The organism is Xanthomonas sp. NCPPB 1128 (assembly GCF_001043115.1).
Lineage (GTDB): Bacteria > Pseudomonadota > Gammaproteobacteria > Xanthomonadales > Xanthomonadaceae > Xanthomonas_A.
Window position 1 is genome coordinate 24,477 of the sequence record NZ_LFME01000037.1, and the last position, 21,625, is coordinate 46,101.

The following is a 21,625-nucleotide window of genomic DNA, read 5'->3' on the forward strand; positions in this document are numbered from 1 at the left end:
ATGCGTTGGATATTGATGTTGGCATGTGCGCTGTTCTGGATGTCTTACAGCGATTCGGCGAGTGCCTTGCAATTCATCACGGGCAAGGTAACGCAGATCGAGGCAACCTACATGCCTACCCAAATCCCTTTTCTCTTGAGCGAAGGAAACACCACATGCCCCGCCGGAAAGCCGGTTTATTGGGCAAAGGACCAGGAGAACAACAAGGCGATCTACGCAATGTTGATGTCGGCATTCGTCAGTGGGAAGCGTGTGACCTTGATCATGGACGACAACGATACGTCGTGTACCGGAAAATTCATCTATATGGTTGATTGAACTGGTCAAGGTGCAAACGAGCCAGCCATCCGGAAAACACGACCATTAACGAAAGAGAAGAAAGAGCCATGAGAACTACATGGGCAGCGCTGTTACTGTTTGCCAGTCTGAGCGGATCAGCATCAGCAAACGAATCGATGCAAAACGTCGACGTCGTGCAGGTGGGTACCTATCAGGCCCATGCCGACCATTTTGTCTGGCTGTCAGATACACCAGCAGAATGCAAGGCCACATCCGGAAACCACGTCCTGCATTTTCAAGAAGAACAACCCGGCGGTAAGGCGCTGCTGGCCGTTTTGATGACGGCATTGGTGAACAAGCGCAAGATCGATGTTCAGACCAATGGCTGCGACATCGTCGAGGTTTACTTGAAGTAAGCCTGCTATGGCGGAGTCTGCATGCAGATTTCGTTGGGTGCGTTGCACCGTAATGTTGCTAGGGGAAGCGCTGTCGATCCGACTTCCATGATAAAAGTCGACTCTACATCGCGCATCTATGGTTCCAACTCGCAAGGACGAGTGATGTCAAATTTCCACAGGACTTGTGCAGCAATACGCCTTATGGCTCTAGCTGTTCTTTCATTGCTCATTGCATTCGGTGCCTCGGCGCAAACGGTCCGGTACATCCATACGGATAGATTGGGATCCGTTGTGCTCATTACGGATAAGGATCGAAATGTTGTTGGCAGAAATGAGTATGAACCATATGGAAGCTTGCTGAACCATCCGGCGACAGACTCTCCGGGTTACACAGGGCACGTCATGGATGTTGCGACTGGGCTGACGTATATGCAGCAAAGATATTACGATCAGGGGCTCGGGCGATTTCTCTCCGTAGACCAAGTCACGCCCTATGAATCAAATGTCAGAAATTTTAATAGATACGTTTACGTAGCAAATAATCCGTATCTACTCAAAGATCCGGATGGGCGTCAATGGGAATGTGACGGCAAGATATGCCATTTCCATGGGACGGTAGGCGAAGTTGTGTTTAAGGATTTGCCTGAATATGTTCTAATGAACATGGCGATGGACTTAATAGGTAGCGTCGCTAATTTCACAAATACAATTCAGAGGGCGCATGATCTTATACAGAATAGTGAAGGGGATTCGTCTGGAAATGAGGGTCAGCAAGGAGTAAGAGAGCTAGGGGATTTGGAACCAACACACGCGCCTGACCATCCGCAAAATGACCCTGCTATCCCTGGGCTTTCCGATGAAGAGCTTCGTAATGCTATAAATAACCCTAAAAATGGAGATGCGGTAACTGTACGTGGAAATACAGTTCTTGATGGAAATACCCGCATAAATGAGGCAAAGTCTCGCGGCTGGCCTGATAACACTCTAATTCCAGTAGATGAGCTTCCAGAGAGGCCGGATAATGTAGATGATGACCCCCTGGGGCCCTATGGAGACATGTGGTGAAAGAGAATATCGACGTTGATATTAATGCGGTTTTGCATTTTATGCTTGGCGCGGCACTTATCGAAATTAGAGCTTCAAACTCAATGGGGTTTATAAAAAAGATGGCCGATATTTTCCATAATTTGCCGTTTGCACTGTCTAAATATTCAACTGCGGAAGAATATGATGCTTGTCTGGCCGAACTGATGAATAGGGCGCGGCGTTTTGAAATGGAGAATTATGTCGAAAAGTTGCAAATAGCCGCTATTCGGGCCGTCCAAAGAAAAGCTAATATATGAGTGCATTGGGTCTCAATTAAATTCCATATACATTTTTGGTGGGTAACGAGTCAGGTCACTTACTCATTAGCAGACATCTGTCTCTCGGATTGTGGGAAGTGACTTGAATTGCGTTCTTTTTCCCTAGGAGAATTCTCGATTTTTCTAGGTAAAGACCACATCCATCGATGAATGGATCGGTGTCTTGGTTGCTGCCACCGCATCGGCCGGCTAAGGTCGTGGTTACGTTCTTTGCCTCGATTTCCGCATGCACTTGCCCAACTCCCTTGCCGCCTCACTGACACTAAGTCTCGCCCTCACCGCCAATGCCCAAGCCGACGAAGGCATGTGGATGCCATCGCAGATGCCGGAGCTGGCCAAGCCGCTGCATGAGGCAGGCTTCCAGGGCGATCCACAAACGCTGGCCGATGTAACCCAGCCGCCGTTGAGTGCGGTGGTGAAGGTCGGAGGCGGGACCGGGGCGTTCGTGTCCGGGGATGGGTTGTTGTTGACCAATCACCATGTCGCCTATGGGGTGATCCAGTACAACACCTCGGCGAAGGAGAACCCGATCGAGAACGGGTTCATCGCGCGGGACCGCGGCGACGAGCGCGCGGCCAATCCAGACTTCCGGGTGCTGGTGACGGTGGGCTTCGACAAGGTCACCGATCAGGTGCTGGGGTCGGCCAAGGGCAAGACCGGGCGCGCCTACTACGATGCGGTGGATGCGGCGAGCAAGCGCATCGTCGCCGACTGCGAGCGCGAGGCCGGGGTGCGCTGCAGCGTTGCCAACATGTATTACGGCACGGACTTCTACCGGATCCGTCAGCTGGAGTTGCGCGATGTGCGCCTGGTGTATGCGCCGCCGCGGGCGATCGGCAACTACGGCGACGAAATCGACAACTTCATGTGGCCGCGGCACAGCGGCGATTTCACCTTGCTGCGCGCCTACGTGGGCAAGGACGGCAAGCCGGCGGACTACAGCGCTGACAACGTGCCCTACCAGCCGCCGGCGCATCTGCAGATCGCCACCGATGGGCCGAAGGCCGGTGACTTCGCGATGCTGGCCGGTTACCCCGGCATCACCTATCGGCATCGCACGGCGGCCGAGTTCGCCGAGCAGGTGGAGGCGACGCTGCCGCAGCGGGTGGCGGTGCTGGACCAGTTGATCGAGGTGATCGAAGCATCGGGCAAGGCCGACGCGGAAGCACGCACGCGCTACGCCTCGCAATTGCAGTCGCTGAAGAACAACCGCAAGCGCGCCGCAGGCGAACTGGAAGGGCTGCAGCGCAGCGATGCAGTGCGGCTGCGCGCCGACGACGAGCGCGGCATGCTCGCGGCCACCCACGGCAGCGATGCGCGCGACATCGCCGCGCTGCAAAAGCTGCTCGGCCAGGCCTCGGCGCTGCGCGAGCGCGATCTGCTGCTGGGGTTGATCGCCACGCAGACTCAGGCGCTGCGGTCGGCGCTCACGCTGGAGCGGCTGCGACTGGAGGCGGCAAAGCCGGACGATCGGCGCGAGAGCGGCTACCAGCAGCGCGACCTGGCGCTGATCGAGGGCATGCTCAAGCAGGTGCAGCGGCGGTATTCGCCGACCGTGGAGAAGGCGCTGCTGACGACGCTGCTGACCCGCTACCAGCAACTGCCGGATGCCCAGCGGGTGCCGGAGTTCGATGCGGCGTTCGGGCGGACCCCGGCGCAATTGCAGGCGGCGCTCGACAAGGCCTACGCCGGCACCGCGCTGGGCACCGAGGCCGAGCGCCTGTCGCGCTTCGCCGCCGCGCGCGAGGGCAAAGTGCCTGCGGCCGATCCGTTGCTGGCGCTGGCCGCCACGTTGGTGCCGGCGCAGCTGCGGCTGGACGACGAGCGCAAGGCGCGCGAAGGTGAGCAGTTGCGGCTGCGCCCGGCCTACATGCGTGCGCTGTTCGCCTGGCGCAAGCAGCAGGGGCGTGCCGTGTATCCGGACGCCAACAGCACGCTGCGGATCAGCTATGGCCGCGTCGAGCCGCTGGCGCCGCGCGATGCGGTCAGCTTCGCGCCGCTGACCACGGTCGCCGGCATCGTCGAGAAGAACACCGGCAAGGAGCCGTTCGATGCGCCCAAGCCGCTGCTGGCGGCGATCGCGAAGGGCGACTTCGGCAGCACGGTCGATCCACAGTCGAATACGCAGCCGGTGAACTTCCTGACCAACCTGGACACCACCGGCGGCAATTCCGGCTCGCCGGTGCTCAATGCGCGCGGCGAGTTGATCGGGCTGAACTTCGACAGCAACTGGGAAGCGGTCAGCGCCAGCTGGTGGTACGACCCGCGCTACAAGCGCGCGATCCATGTGGACATGCGCTACCTGCGCTGGCTGATGGCCAAGGTGTACCCGGCGCCGCAACTGCTGAAGGAGTTGAATGTTCCGCAGGAGTGAGTGGGGCAGGTTGGGGATGCGGACGATGCTTGGCGTTGCCTCAAGCAGAATCAAGGCAGGGTATGCCCTGTACCTTGTGCCCTGATGCGGCGGCGGCATGACTAGTAAAGCCCAGTCGCCGTCGCAGCGGCCGAACCCGCTTCGCGGCGGCCGCTGCCTCGGTTAGGGAGCCGCCACCGTTCGTCGCGATACGCGATGCGCCATCGGAGACGAGGAAGAAGGCCGTGATCCTGGAGACCTCCATGCGTCGGGACTGAAGTCCCTCCCACCACTGGCAGCATGCATTGTGCCGTTGGAAGGCTGACGCAGTTGATTGCATCCATGCGTCCGGAAGCGCACCTGTCGCGGCTCACTACGCGGCCTCGTTGCAGGGCTTACACTGACCGGATGGATCTGCTTGCCGCCAAGCCGCTGCCGCGTGCGTTCTATGCGCGCGATGCCCGTGTGGTTGCGCCGGAATTGTTGAACAAGCTGCTTATCGCCGCCGACGGTCGTTGCGGGCGCATTGTCGAAGTGGAGGCCTACTGCGGTGCGGAGGATCCGGCGGCGCACTCGTTCCGCGGCATGACCCCGCGTACGCGGGTGATGTTCGGCCCGCCTGGGCATCTGTATGTGTACTTCATCTACGGCATGCACTGGGCGCTCAATGCGGTGTGCGGCGGTGCGCCGGGGCATGCGGTGCTGATCCGCGCGCTGGCGCCGGTGGCCGGGATCGAGGCGATGCAGTCGGCGCGGGGCGCGGTGCGCATTGCCGATCTCACCCGTGGGCCGGGGCGCCTGGCCAAGGCGCTGGGGGTGTCGGGCGCGGACAATGGGCTGGATCTGACCACGCGACAGTCGCGCTTGTGGCTGGGGCAGGACGGGATGCCACCGCCCGTCGCGCCTGTCGTCACCACGCGAATCGGCATCAGCAAGGCGATGGATGCGCCGTGGCGCTGGCATGTGCCGGAGGAACCGAACGTATCGCGTTTCGTGGTGGGACGGGTGAGGCGGCGCGGCTAAGCAGGTTATTGCATGCATCGCCGCTCCGCGAGCTGCGAAGCGATCAGTGCTTTGCTCGCTGTCATCACCAGAGGCATTGCAGAGCAGTGCCAGAGCAAGGCGATATCAGGGGCACTTCGGCTCGGACACGGGAGCGTTTTTCAGGCGCCTGCTCTTCGTTCGTCGCGGCTGAAGCCGCTCCTACGAAAGAGGCAGTTGGCGTTCGTAGGCGGGAGGGGAGCATTCACGAAAAAAACGAGTCTCTCTCCACACTGCCTTAAGCGCGGAAACTGTCGGGTGGCCGATCCTATCAGCACTGAAGTGCACAGTAAATCGGCTTGGCGTCAGAAGCGCAGCATCACCGGCAGCGAGCATGATCATTGTGGGAGGGACTTCAGTCCCGACGCGAGGTTGCGTCAGGAGGAGGTGATTTTGCCTTGGTCGGAATTTTTCACGGGGGAGGAAGAGATCAGCATCTAGAAGCGTCAACTCTGCTCATCGTCAGCCCAAGATGAGACAAGGCAGTGTGGCCGGCGGCGACAACGGGTTTCGCAAGAGAGTCCCGACAACACAAATATCTGCACATCGCACACGTTCATGCCCCGCATACATTGCACTCGCGTCACGGGAATGCCGCGCAGCGCAGGCTGCAATCTCTTCCCCACGTCGAGATGCCGCCATGAAAGTGCTCAACATCGTCACGCTTGTCCTGCTGATCGTCGGTGGACTCAACTGGGGCCTGGTCGGCCTGTTCCAGTTCGACTTGGTCGCGGCATTGTTCGGCGGTCAGGACGCACCGCTTTCGCGTGTGGTCTATGCGCTGGTCGGTCTCTCGGCGCTGTGGCAACTGGTGCCGTTGTTCACCAATCGCCATGAACCCGTGCGACACGCCGAACATGCGCCGCATCGCTGAATTGGATCCGGGCCATGTGGGTGATCCCGACGCTGCGGTGTCGGGATCACCCTGGTCACGCGCGGTGGTGTGGTGGCGCTGTCTGGTGCGTCCGATCTTGCGTCACCATCGCGATAGCGCCCGGAAGATTCGCTGAAGCGGCACCTGCGAGGTGCAGGCTATGCGATCGCGACGGTAGCATCCAGGCGCGCGATGGTATCGGCCACCACCGTGGCGAACGGCGCGTCGACGTCTACCGAAATCACGTCTGCTTCGTCCAGCGGCAGTTCCAGCGTGTCGATCTGGCTCTGCAGCAGCGCCGGTGGCATGAAGTGGCCATGGCGCGCAGCCAAGCGTTCGGCGATCACATGCGCGGCCGCGTGCAGGAACACGAAACGCATCGGCACCCCTGTCTCGCGCAATTGTTGCCGATGCGCCTTGCGCAGGCCGGAGAAGGCCAGCACGACACTCTGCCCGGCATCGACCGACGCGCGCAGGCGCTGTGCCAGGGTCGCCACCCAGGGCGCGCGTTGCGCGTCGCTGAGCGGGATGCCATGCGCCATCTGCGCCTTGGCGGCAGCGCTGTGGAAGTCGTCGGCGTCTAGGAAGGTCAGTCGGTAGTGCGCCGCCAGCGCCTGGGCGACGCTGGTCTTGCCGCTGCCGGACACACCCATCACGACGATGGCTTCGGCGTGTGGCGGCGGGGATGAAGTGGCGTGGGTCACGTGCTGCGTTCCCGTGATATCCCCGACATGATGCCAGCGTGGGCGTTGTGTGGACGTGCAGCACTTCTCCAACCAGGTCCTGCGCTAATAATCCGGGCATCTGCTGTTGGTGTGCGCGCCGTGGCGCCTGAGGCCTGTCTGGATCCCGGCGTCGGGGCTGCAGCCCCTCCCACAGGGACTCCGGCCAGCGTTCCTGGTGACGCACCACATGCCTGCATCTTCCGGCTCGGCGTCTACGTCGTCGCGTTCGCCGTCTCGACCAGATCGTCCCACTGCAGCCGCGTGCCGGAGGCATCGTCGCTGTGTTGCAAGGTGCGGCGGACGGCGCGGCGCATGGCGCGGCTGATCCAGTTGTGCAGGTCGCGACCGGAGTGGCCTTCGCTGCGATCGGCGACCCATGCCGCCGCGGCGTCCGCGTCGAGATCCAGCGGCTTGCCGCGCAGCAGGCGCGCAACGATGGCGACACGGGCGTCGCGGTCGGGCAGGGCGATGACGATCTGCCGGTCCAGCCGCGACAGCAATGCCGGATCGATCGCGGCGGCATGGTTGCTGGCGGCCAGCAGGAACACCTGGCCCGCGTGGCTGGCGACGCCGTCCAGTTCCTGCAGCAACTGGCCGACGATCTCGCGGGTGAAGGCGTCGTCGCCATCGGCACCGCGCGCCGGCGCGACGATGTCCAGTTCGTCGACGAACACGATGCACGGTGCCTGCGCCCGCGCGCGCTCGAACGCCGCCTGCACGCGCTGGCCGGACTGGCCGAGGTAGCCGGCCTTGAGGTCGGCGCTGCTCAGGGCGATGAAGGCCAGGCCGGACTGGCTGGCAAGGATCCGCGCGACCTGGGTCTTGCCGGTGCCCGGCGGGCCGACCATCAGGATGCCGCGCGGCACCGGCACGCCGAGCGTGGCCAGGGTCTCGGCATTGCGCAGTTCCTTGCCCAGGCCGACGAATTCCTCGACCGTGGCGGCCGGCAGCACGATGTCGTCCCAGCCGAGCGTGGCGACGGCGGTGGAGCCTTTGCCGCGCAGCGCGCGCAGTTGCGCCAGCAGGGTGGCGTTGTCCAGCGTGCCGTCGACGCACTCGGCCGCCACCCGCGCCACCAGCGTGTGCAGGTCGCGGCCCGAGAGGCCGCTGCTGTCGGCGATCACCTGCGTGTCCGGTTCCAGGGCGAAACCGGCCCGCCGCAGTTCGGCGCCGAGGATGCGCGCGCGCGCCGCGGCGTCGGGCAGGCCGATGGCGATGCTGGCGGTGAAGCGCGACAGGATCGCGTCGTCCAGCAGCGCCGGGCGGTTGGTCGCGCCGATCACCAGTACCTGGCCGTGCGCGGCATGGAAGCCGTCCCATTCGGCGAGAAAGGTCTGCACCAGTTCGGCGCCGAAGCTGTCGCTGTCGGCGCCGCCGCGGCGTGCGAACACGCTTTCGCATTCGTCGATGAGCAGGATCGCCGGCGCGTGCTCGCGACAGCGCTGCCAGATCGCCTGTACCTTGGGGCCGGTGTGGCCGACGTGCGCGGCCTTCAGATCGGCCACGCCCAGCGCCTCGAAATGGCAGCCGGCGTGGCGCGCCAGCTTGCGCGCGATCAGGGTCTTGCCGGTGCCCGGCGGCCCGTGCAGGAGCATGCCTTTCGGCGCCGGCTGGCGTCCGGACACGAACAGGTCCACCAGTTTCAGGATCTGGTCGAGCGTGGCGTCGGGCAGGGCGATGTCGGCCCAGTGCCGCTGCACCGCATCCAGGCTCTGCAGCCGCTGCTGCAGCGCGCGTTGCTGGCTGCGCGCGGCCTCCCAGGCCTGCACGTGGTCGTGCAGCGCGGTGATGGGGGCGGCATCGGCGGAAGCGTCTTCGGCCAGTGCCAGCGCCAGCGGTTGCAGCGACGGCGGAGCGTTGGCGGCCAGGTCGGCGTCGAGGAGGATCAGGGCCGTTGCATGGCGGGCGTCGGGCAGCACGATCAGCGCCTGCAGGCGCGGGTCCTCGGTCCCGTCGTGCAAGGCCAGCAGTCGCGCACCGGACAGATCGCCATGCGTGGCCGGCACCGTCCAACGGCCGTGCAGGGCGCGCTGCGGCCACGGTGCGCGGGTCACTGGATACGTCGACCCTGCATCGCGCTGCGCAGCGTCGGCCACCTGCACCAGCGCCAGCGGCAGGCGTGCGAACGTCTGCAGCGCGCGCCGCTCGGCATGGCTGTGGTGCCAGGCCAGCAACTGCGCGCCGGCGACGACCAGCAGCCCGTACGCCAGCAGCGAGGGCAGCAGGCTGTGCAGCAGCAGACCGCCATCGCCGTGCAGGCCGACCTGGCGCCACCACTCTAGGAAGCCGCGCGTCTCGCCCAGCCAGTGCGCGCTGGTCCATGGGAGGATCAGCACCAGCATGCCGATCAATGCCGCGCGCCAGCGCCAGTCCGGCAGCAGCGGCCGCAGCAGCAATGCCGGCCCCCAGGCGCGGCGGCGTTCGCGGCGCACCGCCGCCCGCGCCGCACCTCTGGCATGCGTACCGAAGCGGTGGCGGATTGCCGCCACCGCCTGCTCCACCGCCGGCAGATGCCGTTCCACCTCCGCTTCGGCCTGCGCCTGGCGCGCCTGCGCCTGTTGCACCTGCGCGTGCAGGCGCTGCGTCTGCTGTTGCAGCGACAGCGGGGGCGCCGGCAAGGCGGCCGGGATGCCGGACATCAGCGAGGGAGGGCGCAGGTGGTCACCGCGCGCATCTTAGCCCGAGCGCCGGTGGGGCTGCCGTGGCTGGCTGCAGGTGGATACTGCCCACGCCGGACACGGCAGTTCGGCGCGTGAAGCGGCTGCTGCCATGGGAGGAGGATATCTCGGAGAAGAACTAGGGCGCGAGGAGTGGGCGGATCTTTAGACCATCGCGGCTTCGTTCGTCGCGGCTGAAGCCGCTCCTACGCATGGCTTGCAGTTCGATGCTGGCTGTTGCCGTTGCTTTGGTTGTTGCCTTTGCCTATCGGGTTCCCTTCCGAAGCGGCGGCCATCGCGGGGAAACACCCGAAGGGCGGCGTACATGGATGTACGCCGTCCGCGGCAGGGGCAGATGCCCCTGCCGCGGATCCCCGTGATGGACGCGGACCCGGAGCGCGCAGCGCGGAGGGCGCGAAGGCAGGGCGTGCTTGACCAGCCTTCGGCTGTGGTAAAGCGCTTCTTTTGGTTCCTTTTCTTTGCACGAGCAAAGAAAAGGAACTCGCCGCAAGGCGAAAGCTTTGCCTTTGCCCTGGCTGTGGTGGTTGCCGTGGCTTTTGCGCTTAGAAGCTTCAAAGCAACAGCAACAATTTTCGCCTGACGGCGAGCTACTTTTGACCTCGCCGTGGCTGCCGCGCCCGGGGGGCCATAAAGCAACAGCAACAGTATCGCGGCAACCAGCCCGGTGCACGCACAGCCCGAGCGAGGCGCAGCGAGCCGAACACCCGACTACGCCGAAACGCATCGCACGCTCTAGACTGCACGCATCGTCGTGGGGGCTCGCCTTTGGTTTCCAGTTGGATCCTGCTGCTGGTGTCGGTCGGCTATGCCGCGCTGCTGTTCGCGGTGGCGTGGTGGGGCGACCGCCGTCCGCTGTATCCGGAGCGGCCGTGGCTGCGGCCGGCGGTGTACAGCCTGGCGCTGGCCGTGTACTGCTCGTCGTGGACCTTCTACGGCGCGGTCGGCAGCGCGGTGCGCAACGGCGCCGGCTACCTGCCGATCTACCTGGGCCCGCTGCTGATGCTGCTGTTCGGCTGGCGCATCGTCGAGCGCCTGGCGCTGATCGCGCGCAGCGAGAACACCGTGTCCATCGCCGACTTCATCTCCTCGCGCTACGGCCGTTCGCGGCGCCTGGCCGCGCTGGTGGCGGTGATCGCCCTGGTCGGCGTGGTGCCGTACCTGGCGCTGCAGTACAAGGCGGTGGCGATGAGCCTGCAGGTGCTCAGCGGCCAGTCCAGCGCCGGTGCGCCGTTCTATGCCGATCCGGCGCTGTACGTGGCCTTGGGGATGGCGCTGTTCGCCACCCTGTTCGGCACCCGCCAGGTCGATGCCACCGAACACCACCACGGCATGATGCTGGCGATCGCGCTGGAGTCGGTGGTCAAGCTGCTGGCGATGGTGGCGGTGGGCGTGTTCGCCTACGTGTGGCTGTCCGCGCGCGACGGCGGACAAGTGCTGCAGTCCACGCGCACGCTGTTCCAGAACACCCCGCCGGTGGGCTTCATCTCGCAGACCCTGCTCAGCTTCCTGGCGCTGGTGTGCCTGCCGCGGCAGTTCCACGTGGCGGTGGTGGAGTGCAGCGACGTCGGCGACATCCGCAAGGCACGCTGGCTGTTCGGCCTGTACCTGGTGTTGATCTCGGCGATGGTGGTGCCGATCGCCGCGGCGGGCATCGCCCTGTTCGGCGGCGGCGACGTGGCCGACGACAGCATCGTGCTGGCGCTGCCGCTGGCCGAAAGCCGCACCGCGCTGGCGCTGGTCGCCTACGTGGGCGGGTTCTCCGCCGCCACCGGCATGGTCATCGTCTCCAGCATCGCGCTGGCGACGATGATCAGCAACGACCTGGTGATGCCGGTGCTGCTGCGCCGCCGCGGGCACCAGGCCGCCGGTGCCGACGTGGCCTCGAAGGTGCTGTGGATCCGCCGCCTGGCGATCCTGCTGCTGGCCCTGATCGCCTACGGCTACTACCGCAGCAGCAGCAACGACACGACGCTGGCGTCGTACGGGCTGATGGCCTTCGCCGCGGTGGCGCAGTTCGCGCCGGGGGTGATCGGCGGCCTGTACTGGCGCGGCGCCAGCCGCAAGGGCGTGGAGACCGGCATGGTGCTCGGCTTCGCCACCTGGATCTACACGCTGCTGCTGCCGGCGCTGACCCAGGCCGGGTGGCTGGCGCCGGCGTGGCTGCTGGACGGGCCGTTCGGCATCTCCTGGCTGCGCCCGCAGCAACTGTTCGGCATGAGCGGCTGGGACCCGCTGGCGCACGGCACGTTCTGGTCGCTGCTGGTCAACGTCGGCACGATGATGCTGGTGTCGGCGCGCTGGCGCCCGGGGCTGGACGAGCGCCTGCGCGCGGCGCCGTTCCTTGAGCCGTATTCGCAGCGCCCGGCGGTGGCCGGCGACTGGCTCGGGCAGGTACGCGTGGTCGACCTGCAGGCACTGGCCGAGCGCATGGTCGGCGAGCGTCATGCCCGCCGCGCGTTCGCCGAGCAGGCGCAACTGCTCGGCCGCGAGCCGCAGCCCACTGCCGTGGCCGACCGGGTCTGGGTGCAGTTCACCGAACGCCTGCTCGCCGCCTCGATCGGTGCGGCCTCCGCGCGTCTGGTGCTGACCAGCCTGCTGCGCGGCTCGGGCATGGACCTGGGCGAGGTGGTGGCGGTGCTCGACGAAGCCGGGCAGGAACTGCGCTTCAACCGCGAGATCCTGTCCACCACGCTGGAGAACATCAGCGCCGGGGTCAGCGTGGTCGATCCGGCGATGCGCCTGACCGCGTGGAACCGCCGCTATCAGCAGATGTTCGGCTATCCCGACGGCATGCTCTACGTCGGCCGGCCGGTCGCCGACCTGATCCGCTACAACGCCGAGCGCGGCGAACTCGGCGACGGCCAGGTGGAGGACCAGATCGCCCGCCGCATCGCGCACATGCGCGCCGGCACCCCGCACGTGTTCGAACGCACCCGCAGCGACGGCAAGGTGATCGAGATGCGTGGCCAGCCGCTGCCCGGCGGCGGCTATGTCACCAGCTACAACGACATCACGGACTACAAGCGCGCCGAGCAGGCGCTGCTCGAGGCCAACGAGACCCTGGAGCAGCGCGTGGCCGAGCGCTCGCGCGAGGCCGAGCTGGCGCAGCAGTCCAAGACCCGCTTCCTGGCCGCGATCAGCCACGACGTGCTGCAGCCGCTCAACGCCGCGCGGCTGTTCGCCTCGGCCTTGCGCGATGCCCACCAGAACGAAGAGCAGCGGCATCTGGCCGAACGCGTGGATGCCTCGTTGCGCGCGGCCGAGGAACTGCTCGACGGCCTGCTCGACGTGTCGCGGCTGGACGCCGGCGGGCTGCGCCCGACCATCGAGGACGTGGATGCCGGTCTGCTGCTGCGCGAACTGGCCGCGCAGTACAGCCCGATCGCCGCCGGCCGCGGCCTGCGCCTGCACGTCTACGCGCGGCCGCTGTGGGTGCGCAGCGATCGCCGGCTGCTGCGCCGGGTGCTGCAGAACTTCCTCGCCAACGCGTTGCGCTATACCCGCCAGGGCCGCATCGTGCTGGGCATGCGCCGCCGCGACGCAGCGCTGGAACTGCAGGTCTGGGACACCGGCCCCGGCATCCCGCCGCACCACATGCAGCAGATCTTCGACGAGTTCCAGCGTTACCAGCAGCCCTTCGACTGGGGCGAGCAGGGGCTGGGCCTGGGCCTGTCGATCTGCCAACGCATCTCGCGCCTGCTCGGCCACGACCTGGATGCGCGCAGCCGCGTCGGCCACGGCAGCATGTTCTCCATCACCGTGCCGCGGGCGGCGCCACCGCCGCAGGCGCTGCAACGCGCGCCACGCGCAGCGGCCGCGGCCGACTCGCTGGCCGGGCTGCGCGTGCTGTGCGTGGACAACGATCAGGAAATCCTCGACGGCATGCGCGCGCTGCTCGGCCGCTGGCAGGTGGAGGTGATCTGCGCGAGTACCGTCGACGAGGCGCTGGCCCAGGCCGCGTGCGCCCCGCACGTGATGCTGGTCGATTACCACCTGCACGACCGGCTCGACGGCCTGGAGACCCTGGACGCGCTGCGCGCGGCGATGCCCGGGCCGGTGGCCGGCGCGTTGCTCACCGCCGATGGCCGCGACGAACTGAAGCTGCAGGCCCGCGAGCGCGGCTACCGGCTGCTGACCAAGCCGGTCAAGCCGGCCTCGCTGCGCGCCTTCCTCACCGCTTACCACGATCCGATCTAGGGAGCGGTCGCGCTTCTTCGTAACGGCAATGTATGGGTTATGTGGCAGCCGTCGGCACGGCCGGCGTGGCGTACGGGGCGGGCGGGCGGCTAAGGTGGAGGACCACCCACGATCCGCCTGCGCATGACCTCCCTGGACACCCCCGCGATGCCCTCGCTCCCGGACCTGCTGGCGGCGCTGGAGGCCGGCCAGGCGCAGACCCTCGAACACGGCGCCCGCGCCTACCTGCGGCAGCACCCCGACGATGTCCTGGCCAGCAGCCTGCTGGCGATGAGCCTGCAGATGCAGGGCCAGCCGGCGCCGGCCGCCGCGGTGTACCGCGCGCTGGCCGAGCGCGAGCCGCACGAGGTGGCGCACTGGAACAACCTGGGCACGGCGCTGCGCGAAGCCGGCGAGCCCGGCCCGGCCGCCGAGGCCTATCTGCGCGCCCGCGCGCTTGCACCGGACGATCCGCTGCCGCACCACAACCTGGGCCTGCTGGCGATGGATGCCGGCGATTACGCCACGGCCCGCGAACACCTGCTCGATGCCCATGCGCTGGCGCCGCAGGCGCCGCCGCTGTGCGTGCACGCGGCGATGGCCTGCCACGAATGCGGCGATTTCCAGCGCGTGCAGGCGCTGATCGCCGACTGGCGGCAGTGGCCGCCGCTGGATCCGGACACCACCGTGGAACTGGCCTGGCTGGTGTCGCAGGGTGGCGAGACCGACGTCGCGTGCGACCTGCTGCGCGCCTGCGCCGAGGGCGCGATGGCGCAGCCGGCGCGTGCCTGGTCGCGGCTGGTGCTGGTGCTCGAACGCGCCAATCGCCTGCCGCAGGCACGCGCCGCCGCCGCGCAGCTGCCGCCTCCGGAACGGATCGACGACCCGGACGTGCGCCAGGACGCCAGCAATGCGCTGGCGGTGCTGGCCATGCGCGAGGGCCACTGGCAGCAGGCGCATGCGCTGCTGCGCGGGCTGCTGGCCGACGGCAGTGCGGTCGACCGGCGCAAACAGAGCAACCTGTTCTTCGCCCTGGCACGCGTCTGCGACCGCCTGGGCCTGCATGACGAAGCGCTGGACGCCTGCGCGCAAGGCCATGCCGGCCAGGTCGAGGGCCTGGCCGCGCTGGTATCGGAACTGGCGGCGACGGACGCACCGCCGTTGCCGGTCGCGCAGTCCCGCTGGGATCCGGCCCGCCATGCCGCGGCACGCCCGGTGTCCGCGCCGGCCATGGCGGACTCGCCGATCTTCGTGGTCGGCTTTCCGCGCTCGGGCAGCACCTTGCTGGAGCAGATGCTCGACGCCCACCCGCAGTTGGTGGCGATGGACGAGCGGCCGTTCCTGCAGGGACTGGCCGATCGCCTGGAAGCGCGCGGCGTGGCCTGGCCGGATGGCCTGGGCGAGCTAGACGATACCGCCTGTGACGCGTTGCGCGGCGAGTACTGGCATGCGGTGCGCGGGGTGGTGCAGCTGCAGCCGGGCCAGCGCCTGGTCGACAAGAACCCGTTGAACCTGCTGCGCCTGCCGCTGATCCGGCGCCTGTTCCCGGAGGCGCCGGTGATCCTGGCGCTGCGTCACCCCTGCGACGTGCTGCTGAGTTGCTACATGCAGGCGTTCCGCTCGCCGGCGTTCGCCCTGCTGTGTTCCAGTCTGCCGCGGCTGGCGCGCGGCTATGCCGACGCGATGGACTTCTGGCTCTACCACGCCGCCTTGCTGCAGCCGCGCGTGCTGGAGCTGCGCTACGAGGATCTGGTGGCCGACCCGCAGGCGCAGGTGGCGCGCCTGGGGCAGTTCCTGCAGTTGCAGCAGCCGGAGCGGCTGCTGGACTTCCAGCGGCACGCGCGGGCCAAAGGCTTCATCAGCACGCCCAGCTACGCGCAGGTGGTGGAGGGCATCAACCGCAAGGCGCTGGACCGCTGGCACGCCTACCGCGACGCCTTCGCGCCGGTGTTGCCGGTGCTGCAGCCGTTCCTAAAACGCTGGCACTACCGCGTCGACTGAGCGCTGCGTGTTGTCTGAACCGTTCCCGTCTGCTGGTTGAACGGCAAAAACGCAGCGTGCGTTGCACCTCGTTGCAACCTAGTTTTTGTCAGCCCCTGGCGCACGCTGGCACACCGAAACAACACCCTTCTTATAAAAAACTAACAAGTGCCTGACGGTCCTGTAATGGACCGCAGGCCCGAGGCATCCATTTCACCCGCCGCGCGTTTCCGCGCCCGGGACGGTTCGCGCCTGCATGCAGCCGGCGCTTGTCGCACATCACATGAGGTCTTCCCGATGTCCGTAGCAAAGAACAGACTCGCTCACGCCGTTTGCCTGGCCATGGCGACGCTTCCCGCCACGCTCTATGCGCAGAGCGCCACGCCGGCGGCGTCCGCGTCCGGCGACGCGCCGGTGACCCTGGACAAGCTCACCGTCACCGGTTCGCTGGTGCGCCGTGTGGATGTGGAGACCGCCAGCCCGGTCGCCGTGGTCGATCGCCAGCAGATCCAGCAGAGCGGCAAGCAGACCCTGGGCGACCTGCTGCAGGCGCTGCCCGGCATCGCCGGTGCCGCCACCAACCCGCAGGTCAACAACGGCGGCGGCGATGGCGCCTCGACCATCTCGCTGCGCGGCCTCGGCGACGAGCGCACGTTGATCCTGATCGACGGCCACCGCATCCAGAACAACGACGTCAACTCGATCCCGGCCAACATGATCGACCACGTCGAAGTGCTGAAGGTCGGCGCCTCGGCGATGTACGGCTCCGACGCCATCGGCGGCGTGGTCAACTTCATCCTGCGCAAGAACTTCGAAGGCGGCGAAGTCTCGGCCAACTACGGCCAGACCAGCCGCGGCGACGGCGCGCGCCAGGGCGGCAGCTTCACCTTCGGCAAGACCTGGGACCGCGGCAACGTCGTGGTCGGCCTGGACTACAACAAGCAGAAGGACGTCTCCACCGCCAACCGCGCGTTCTCCAAGTACGCGATGTACCTGTCCAGCGGCAGCGTCTACAAGGGCGGTTCCAGCCGCACGCCGACCGGCTACTACAAGCTGCCGGCGGCGACCCTGGCGGCCAACGGCTGCAGCGCCAACGGCGCGCTGACCAGCAACGGCAGCGGCGGCTACAAGTGCTACAGCGCTTCGGCCGACGCCTACAACTACCAGGCGCAGAACCTGCTGCTGACCCCGCAGCAGCGCGTCGGCGGCTTCGTGCTCGGCAGCTTCAACATCACCGACTCGATGCAGGCGTACATCAACGCCTACCACAACCACACCATGTCCAACTTCGCGATCGCGCCGTTGCCGTTCGACGCGCAGAACGACGGCATCACCATCGCCGCCAACAACCCGTACAACCCGTTCGGCGTGGAGTTCGGCCCCAACGGCTACGAACTGCGTACGCGCTTCAACTCGCTCGGCCAGCGCGAAGGCTTCTACGACACCGCCACCGATCAGGACGTGATCGGCCTGAAGGGCGGCATCGGCGACAGCAGCTGGGTGTGGGACGCCAACTTCAACTACGGCCACTACCGCCAGCGCAACTGGAGCCACGGCTACGTCGACTACGCCGCGCTGCAGAACGCGATCAACAGTGGGCAGGTCAACATCTTCGACCAGGGCAACGCCAACACGGTCGCCTGGCTGCAGAGCAACGAGTCGATCCCGCGCCAGGAAACCACCACCATCATGCGGCAGTGGGAAGCCAGTGCCAACGGCAGCCTGTGGGACATGCCGGCCGGCGCCGCACAGCTGGCGGTGGGCGTGCTGTACCGCAAGGAGAGCCTGGGCTCGACCGTGTCCAGCAACGCGCTGATCAACAGCGGCAATACCTGCGCCATCTCCTCCGAAGCCTGCGCCTCGCCGCTGAGCGGCAGCTTCAACGTCAAGGAAGCCTACGCGCAGCTGTTCATGCCGGTGCTGGAGCAGTCCTCGCCGATCGGCGCGCTCAACCTGACCCTGAGCGACCGTTACTCCGATTACAGCAGCGTGCGCTCGGGCAACAACAGCGCCTCGTTCCAGGTGGAGTGGCGGCCGATCCACGACCTGATGGTGCGCGGTACCGCGGCGCAGGTGTTCCGTGCGCCGACCATCACCGACATCTACCAGGGCCCGACCGCCGACTCGCCGAACTTCGTCGACCCGTGCATCGGCTACAGCGGCAGCGGCAACGCCAATGCCTGCGCCGGCGTGCCGGCCGGCTGGACCGGCTCGGGCCTGTCGCAGACCAACGCGATCAAGTCCGGCGCCACGTACGTCGGCTACCAGCTCAAGCCGGAGAAGGGCACCTCGTTCGACTACGGCCTGGTCTACAGCCCCGAGTACGTGCCGGGCCTGTCGGTCAACCTCGACTGGTGGAAGGTCAAGCTCAACGACCTGATCCAGCCGATCTCCGCGCAGACCGTGGCCGACCTCTGCTACAACGACAACAACAGCCCGTACTGCAGCTACATCCACCGCTATCCGGCGGGGAGCGTCAGCGCCGGCAACATCGATTACATCCAGACGCCGGTGGTCAACATCGGCAAGCTCAACACCCAGGGCATCGACCTGGGCGCGAGCTACGCGCTGCCCGACACTGACTACGGCAAGTTCACCCTGGCCGTGGACAGCACCTACCTGCACCGCTACGACATCGACACCGGGGACACGGTGGTGCACATGGCCGGGCGCTACAACTCGTCCTACGGCAACTACGCGCACTGGCGCGCGCATGCCCTGGTCGGCTGGAAGCTGGGCAGCTGGGATGCGAGCTGGACCACCCGCTGGATCGGCAAGATGCAGGTCGGCAGCGGCGACCTGAGCCAGAACATGTCCGCCGATGCGGCAATCAAGGGCGTGGTGCTGGACTACGGCAGCTACATGTACCACAACCTGCAGGTGGGGTACGACATGGCCGGCGCCAACCTGCGCCTGGATCTGGGCGTGGACAACCTGACCAACAAGCAGCCGCCGATGATGTACCAGAACAACGTGTTGAACGCGAACACCGACGTGAGCACCTACGACACGCTCGGTCGCTACTACTGGATGCGGGCCACCTACCGCTTCTGAGTGGAACCGGCGCCGCCTGCCCGTGCAGGCGGCGCCGAAGCATGCGACACGGCGCGTCCATGCGGGCGCGCCGTTCTGCTGTTGGGGGCAGCGTACCGATGCGCATGAACCACACCGACCTGCGTCACTACGTCCGCGTCTACGACGCGGCGCTGGATCCCGGCTTCTGCGCGCAACTGATCGCGCAGTTCGAACAGAGTGTCGCCCAGCACAATCGCAACGGCGCCGGGCAGCGTGCGGGGCTGGAGCACAGCGCCTGGACCGAACTCAACGTCACCCGTCTGGCCGATCCCGCGTTCCAGGGCTTCTTCATCGAACAAGTGCGTACGGCACTGGCCCGCTACAACGCCGATCTCGGCCTGACCGCCGAGGTGCCGTGGCGCCCGCGCCTGGCCGACCTGCGGATCAAGCGCTACCGCGCCGATACCGGCGAACGCTTCCAGCCGCACTTCGACGCCTGCGACGCCGAGACCGGCCGCTACCTGGTGTTCCTGTGGTATCTCAACGACGTGGCCGAGGGCGGGCACACCCGCTTCCTCGACCTGGACCTGGAGATCGCGCCGCGCGCCGGCCGCCTGCTGGTCTTCCCGCCGTACTGGATGTTCCTGCACGCAGGCCTGCCGCCGCGCAGCGGCGACAAGTACATCCTGTCGACCTACCTGGAATTCACCGCCAAGCCGGCCTGAACCGCGGCCTGAACCAAAGCGCCGCCATGGCAGGATGGGGCGCGCATGGTCACCGCGCATCCCCACTCCCGAATCCCCACTCCCGGCCCAAACACGCGCCGCGCCGATCAACCCGCGCCTGCACCATGCAGATGCTCGAACAGGATGGTGCTGCCGATCGCGATCAGCAGCGCGCCGCCGACGATCTCCGCGCGCTTGCCGGCGAGCGCGCCGAGCGCGCGGCCGAGCATGATGCCCAGGGTGACCATGGTCAGCGTGCACAGGCCGATGATCGCCGCGACCTCGACGATGTTCACGTCGAGGAAGGCCAGGCCGACGCCGACCGCCATCGCGTCGATGCTGGTGGCGAAGCCGGTGGCGGCCAGGCTCCAGAAGCCGTGGCGTTTGGGCGCGGCATCCTCCGGCGTGTCGCTCTCCGGCTTGAGGCCGGCGACGATCATGTGCACGCCCAGCGCGCCGAGCAGGCCGAAGGCGATCCAGTGGTCGAAGGCGACGACGTACTTGGACGCGGCCTGGCCCAACGCCCAGCCCAGCGCCGGGGTCAGTGCCTCGATGCAGCCGAAGATCAGGCCGGCACGCAGCGCGTCGGCCCAGCGCGGGCGTTGCATCGCCGCGCCCTTGCCGACGGCGGCGGCGAAGGCGTCGGTCGACATGGCGATGCCGAGCAGCAGAATCGAAAGAAACGACATGGGGAACCGTACCGGGACAGGCGACAACGACGAGCGCGCGCGCCCGGCCTTCGCCTCGCGCACTCGCCGCTGGTCTCGCCAACCGAACTGGGCTGCCCGTACCACGGCGCATCGGCCGAGTCTGTTGATACGGGCGCTGTCCGCGCAGGGCGGACAGCAGGCTACTCCCCAAGGGGACGCGCAGTCTAACAGCGGCCAACTGCGGCGAACATCCCTGGAACGCACGCGAACCTGCAGCTTATCTTGATAGCTGGGGCTATATGGGAGGCGCGTCCCGGGCCTTTGAGAGTGTGCAGAAGACTGCATCGGCTGCGCGGCAATCACGGCGAACGCGTGCTGCCCGGGACTGCGTGCAGGGCGTCCGCGGCTCATCCGCGAACGGGAGGGAGAAAGCTCCTTCGCCGCAACGCGCGGCACTGCTCAGCGTCCGATCGCGTAGCGCGTCGGGACTGAAGTCCCTCCCACACACTGCAGGCAGCCTGTCGGCCGATGCGTGTCGCAGCGGTTCGCGTCGCTCCGGCGGCGGATGTCCGGGCTTTCGAGCGACACCCCGCCTGCGCGGCGGCCCTCCATGCCACCGCCCTGTCGTCAGGCGTCAGGGCGCCTCAGATCAGTCCTCTTCCGGCGGGAGCACGATGGCGTCGCTGTCGATGGCCAGCTTGCCGGCCAGCAGCACCGCCTGGGTGCGGTTGGTGACGCCGAGCTTGCGCAGGATGGCGGTGACGTGCGCCTTGATGGTGGCCTCGGACACGCCCAGGTCGTAGGCGATCTGCTTGTTGAGGCTGCCGGCGCCGAGCATCTGCAGCACCCGGAACTGCTGCGGGGTCAGTTCGCGCAGGCGCTGCCCGACCTCGCGCTCGGCGCGGTCGGTGGGCGGCACATTGTGCGCTTCCGGCGGCGCCCAGTGCTCGCCGTCCAGTACCGTGCCCAGCGCCAGGCCGATGGTGTCCGAGTCGGCCGACTTGGGAATGAAGCCGAACGCGCCGTGGTCCAGCGCACGCCGCATCACCGTCGGCTCCTCGCGCGCGGACACCACCACCACCGGCAACTGCGGATGCAGCGCGCGCATGTGCACCAGCGCACTGAAGCCCTGCGCGCCAGGCATGTTGAGATCCATCAGCAGCAGATCGGCATCGGCGTGGCGATCGGCCAACGCATACAGTGCTTCGACGCTATCGGCCTCGTACAACTGCACGCCCGGCATCACCCGCTGCACCGCCCCCCGCACCGCCTCGCGGCACAGGGGCTGGTCCTTAGACACATCTGACGCCGCCGACACAGCCTAACGAGGAAGTAGCGCTGTGACACGGCACATGAAAAAAAAAAAA

The 21,625-nt window shown here is 66.6% G+C and carries 16 protein-coding genes; 12 read left to right on the plus strand and 4 right to left on the minus strand.

The genetic code is table 11. The annotated features are described in order from the left end of the window. From ACP93_RS18195 to ACP93_RS18215, 7 genes are all read left to right on the plus strand, one after another. A complete protein-coding gene (locus ACP93_RS18195; RefSeq protein WP_048492070.1) occupies window positions 1-318 on the plus strand; it encodes a hypothetical protein in 318 nt (105 codons plus the stop codon). Window positions 319-455: 137 nt separating this feature from the next. Next, window positions 456-695 (plus strand): hypothetical protein, encoded by a 240-nt coding sequence (locus ACP93_RS18200; protein ID WP_048492071.1) that lies wholly within the window; start codon window positions 456-458, stop codon window positions 693-695. 144 nt (window positions 696-839) lie between these two features. After that, window positions 840-1,742: an RHS repeat domain-containing protein gene (locus ACP93_RS21335; RefSeq protein WP_228136086.1), complete on the plus strand. Its 903-nt coding sequence runs from the start codon at window positions 840-842 to the stop codon at window positions 1,740-1,742. Then, on the plus strand, window positions 1,739-2,020 hold the full coding sequence (locus ACP93_RS21930; RefSeq protein WP_131721675.1) for a hypothetical protein: 282 nt from the start codon (window positions 1,739-1,741) through the stop codon (window positions 2,018-2,020). Before ACP93_RS21335 ends, ACP93_RS21930 begins: the two co-directional genes overlap by 4 nt. A 247-nt stretch (window positions 2,021-2,267) precedes the next feature. After that, window positions 2,268-4,415, plus strand: coding sequence for a S46 family peptidase (locus ACP93_RS18205; RefSeq protein WP_048492072.1), 2,148 nt, complete (start codon window positions 2,268-2,270; stop codon window positions 4,413-4,415). A 387-nt stretch (window positions 4,416-4,802) separates the two neighbouring features. After that, window positions 4,803-5,417, plus strand: coding sequence for a DNA-3-methyladenine glycosylase (locus tag ACP93_RS18210; RefSeq protein ID WP_048492073.1), 615 nt, complete (start codon window positions 4,803-4,805; stop codon window positions 5,415-5,417). A gap of 658 nt (window positions 5,418-6,075) precedes the next feature. Next, a complete protein-coding gene (locus ACP93_RS18215; protein ID WP_048492074.1) occupies window positions 6,076-6,309 on the plus strand; it encodes a DUF378 domain-containing protein in 234 nt (77 codons plus the stop codon). Between the two features lie 158 nt (window positions 6,310-6,467). Here ACP93_RS18215 and ACP93_RS18220 read toward each other — a convergent pair whose 3' ends face one another. Together ACP93_RS18220 and ACP93_RS18225 are read right to left on the minus strand one after the other, a co-directional pair. Next, a complete protein-coding gene (locus tag ACP93_RS18220; protein ID WP_204243718.1) occupies window positions 6,468-7,031 on the minus strand; it encodes a gluconokinase in 564 nt (187 codons plus the stop codon). A gap of 215 nt (window positions 7,032-7,246) precedes the next feature. Beyond that, entirely contained in the window at window positions 7,247-9,673 is a 2,427-nt protein-coding gene (locus tag ACP93_RS18225) for an AAA family ATPase (protein WP_048492076.1), read from the minus strand. Between the two features lie 445 nt (window positions 9,674-10,118). On the opposite strand from ACP93_RS18225, the gene ACP93_RS22035 reads away from it, so the two are divergent. From ACP93_RS22035 to ACP93_RS18245, 5 genes are all read left to right on the plus strand, one after another. Continuing rightward, entirely contained in the window at window positions 10,119-10,292 is a 174-nt protein-coding gene (locus tag ACP93_RS22035; RefSeq protein WP_157862439.1) for a hypothetical protein, read from the plus strand. 185 nt (window positions 10,293-10,477) lie between these two features. Then, the gene (locus tag ACP93_RS18230; RefSeq protein WP_048492077.1) at window positions 10,478-13,909 is read left to right on the plus strand and encodes a hybrid sensor histidine kinase/response regulator; all 3,432 of its coding nucleotides are present in this window, start codon (window positions 10,478-10,480) and stop codon (window positions 13,907-13,909) included. A gap of 123 nt (window positions 13,910-14,032) precedes the next feature. Then, the gene (locus ACP93_RS18235) at window positions 14,033-15,889 is read left to right on the plus strand and encodes a tetratricopeptide repeat-containing sulfotransferase family protein (protein WP_048492078.1); all 1,857 of its coding nucleotides are present in this window, start codon (window positions 14,033-14,035) and stop codon (window positions 15,887-15,889) included. A gap of 321 nt (window positions 15,890-16,210) precedes the next feature. Then, window positions 16,211-18,922 (plus strand): TonB-dependent receptor, encoded by a 2,712-nt coding sequence (locus tag ACP93_RS18240; protein ID WP_053069798.1) that lies wholly within the window; start codon window positions 16,211-16,213, stop codon window positions 18,920-18,922. 98 nt (window positions 18,923-19,020) lie between these two features. After that, window positions 19,021-19,608: a 2OG-Fe(II) oxygenase family protein gene (locus ACP93_RS18245; protein WP_048492080.1), complete on the plus strand. Its 588-nt coding sequence runs from the start codon at window positions 19,021-19,023 to the stop codon at window positions 19,606-19,608. Between the two features lie 107 nt (window positions 19,609-19,715). On the opposite strand, the gene mntP is transcribed toward ACP93_RS18245, so the two are convergent. Further along, window positions 19,716-20,297, minus strand: coding sequence for a manganese efflux pump MntP (mntP, locus tag ACP93_RS18250; protein WP_048492081.1), 582 nt, complete (start codon window positions 20,295-20,297; stop codon window positions 19,716-19,718). 610 nt (window positions 20,298-20,907) lie between these two features. Further along, window positions 20,908-21,558 carry a response regulator transcription factor gene (locus tag ACP93_RS18255; RefSeq protein ID WP_048492082.1) on the minus strand — a complete coding sequence of 217 codons (651 nt, stop codon included), beginning with the start codon at window positions 21,556-21,558 and terminating at the stop codon, window positions 20,908-20,910. Window positions 21,559-21,625: the final 67 nt, after the last annotated feature.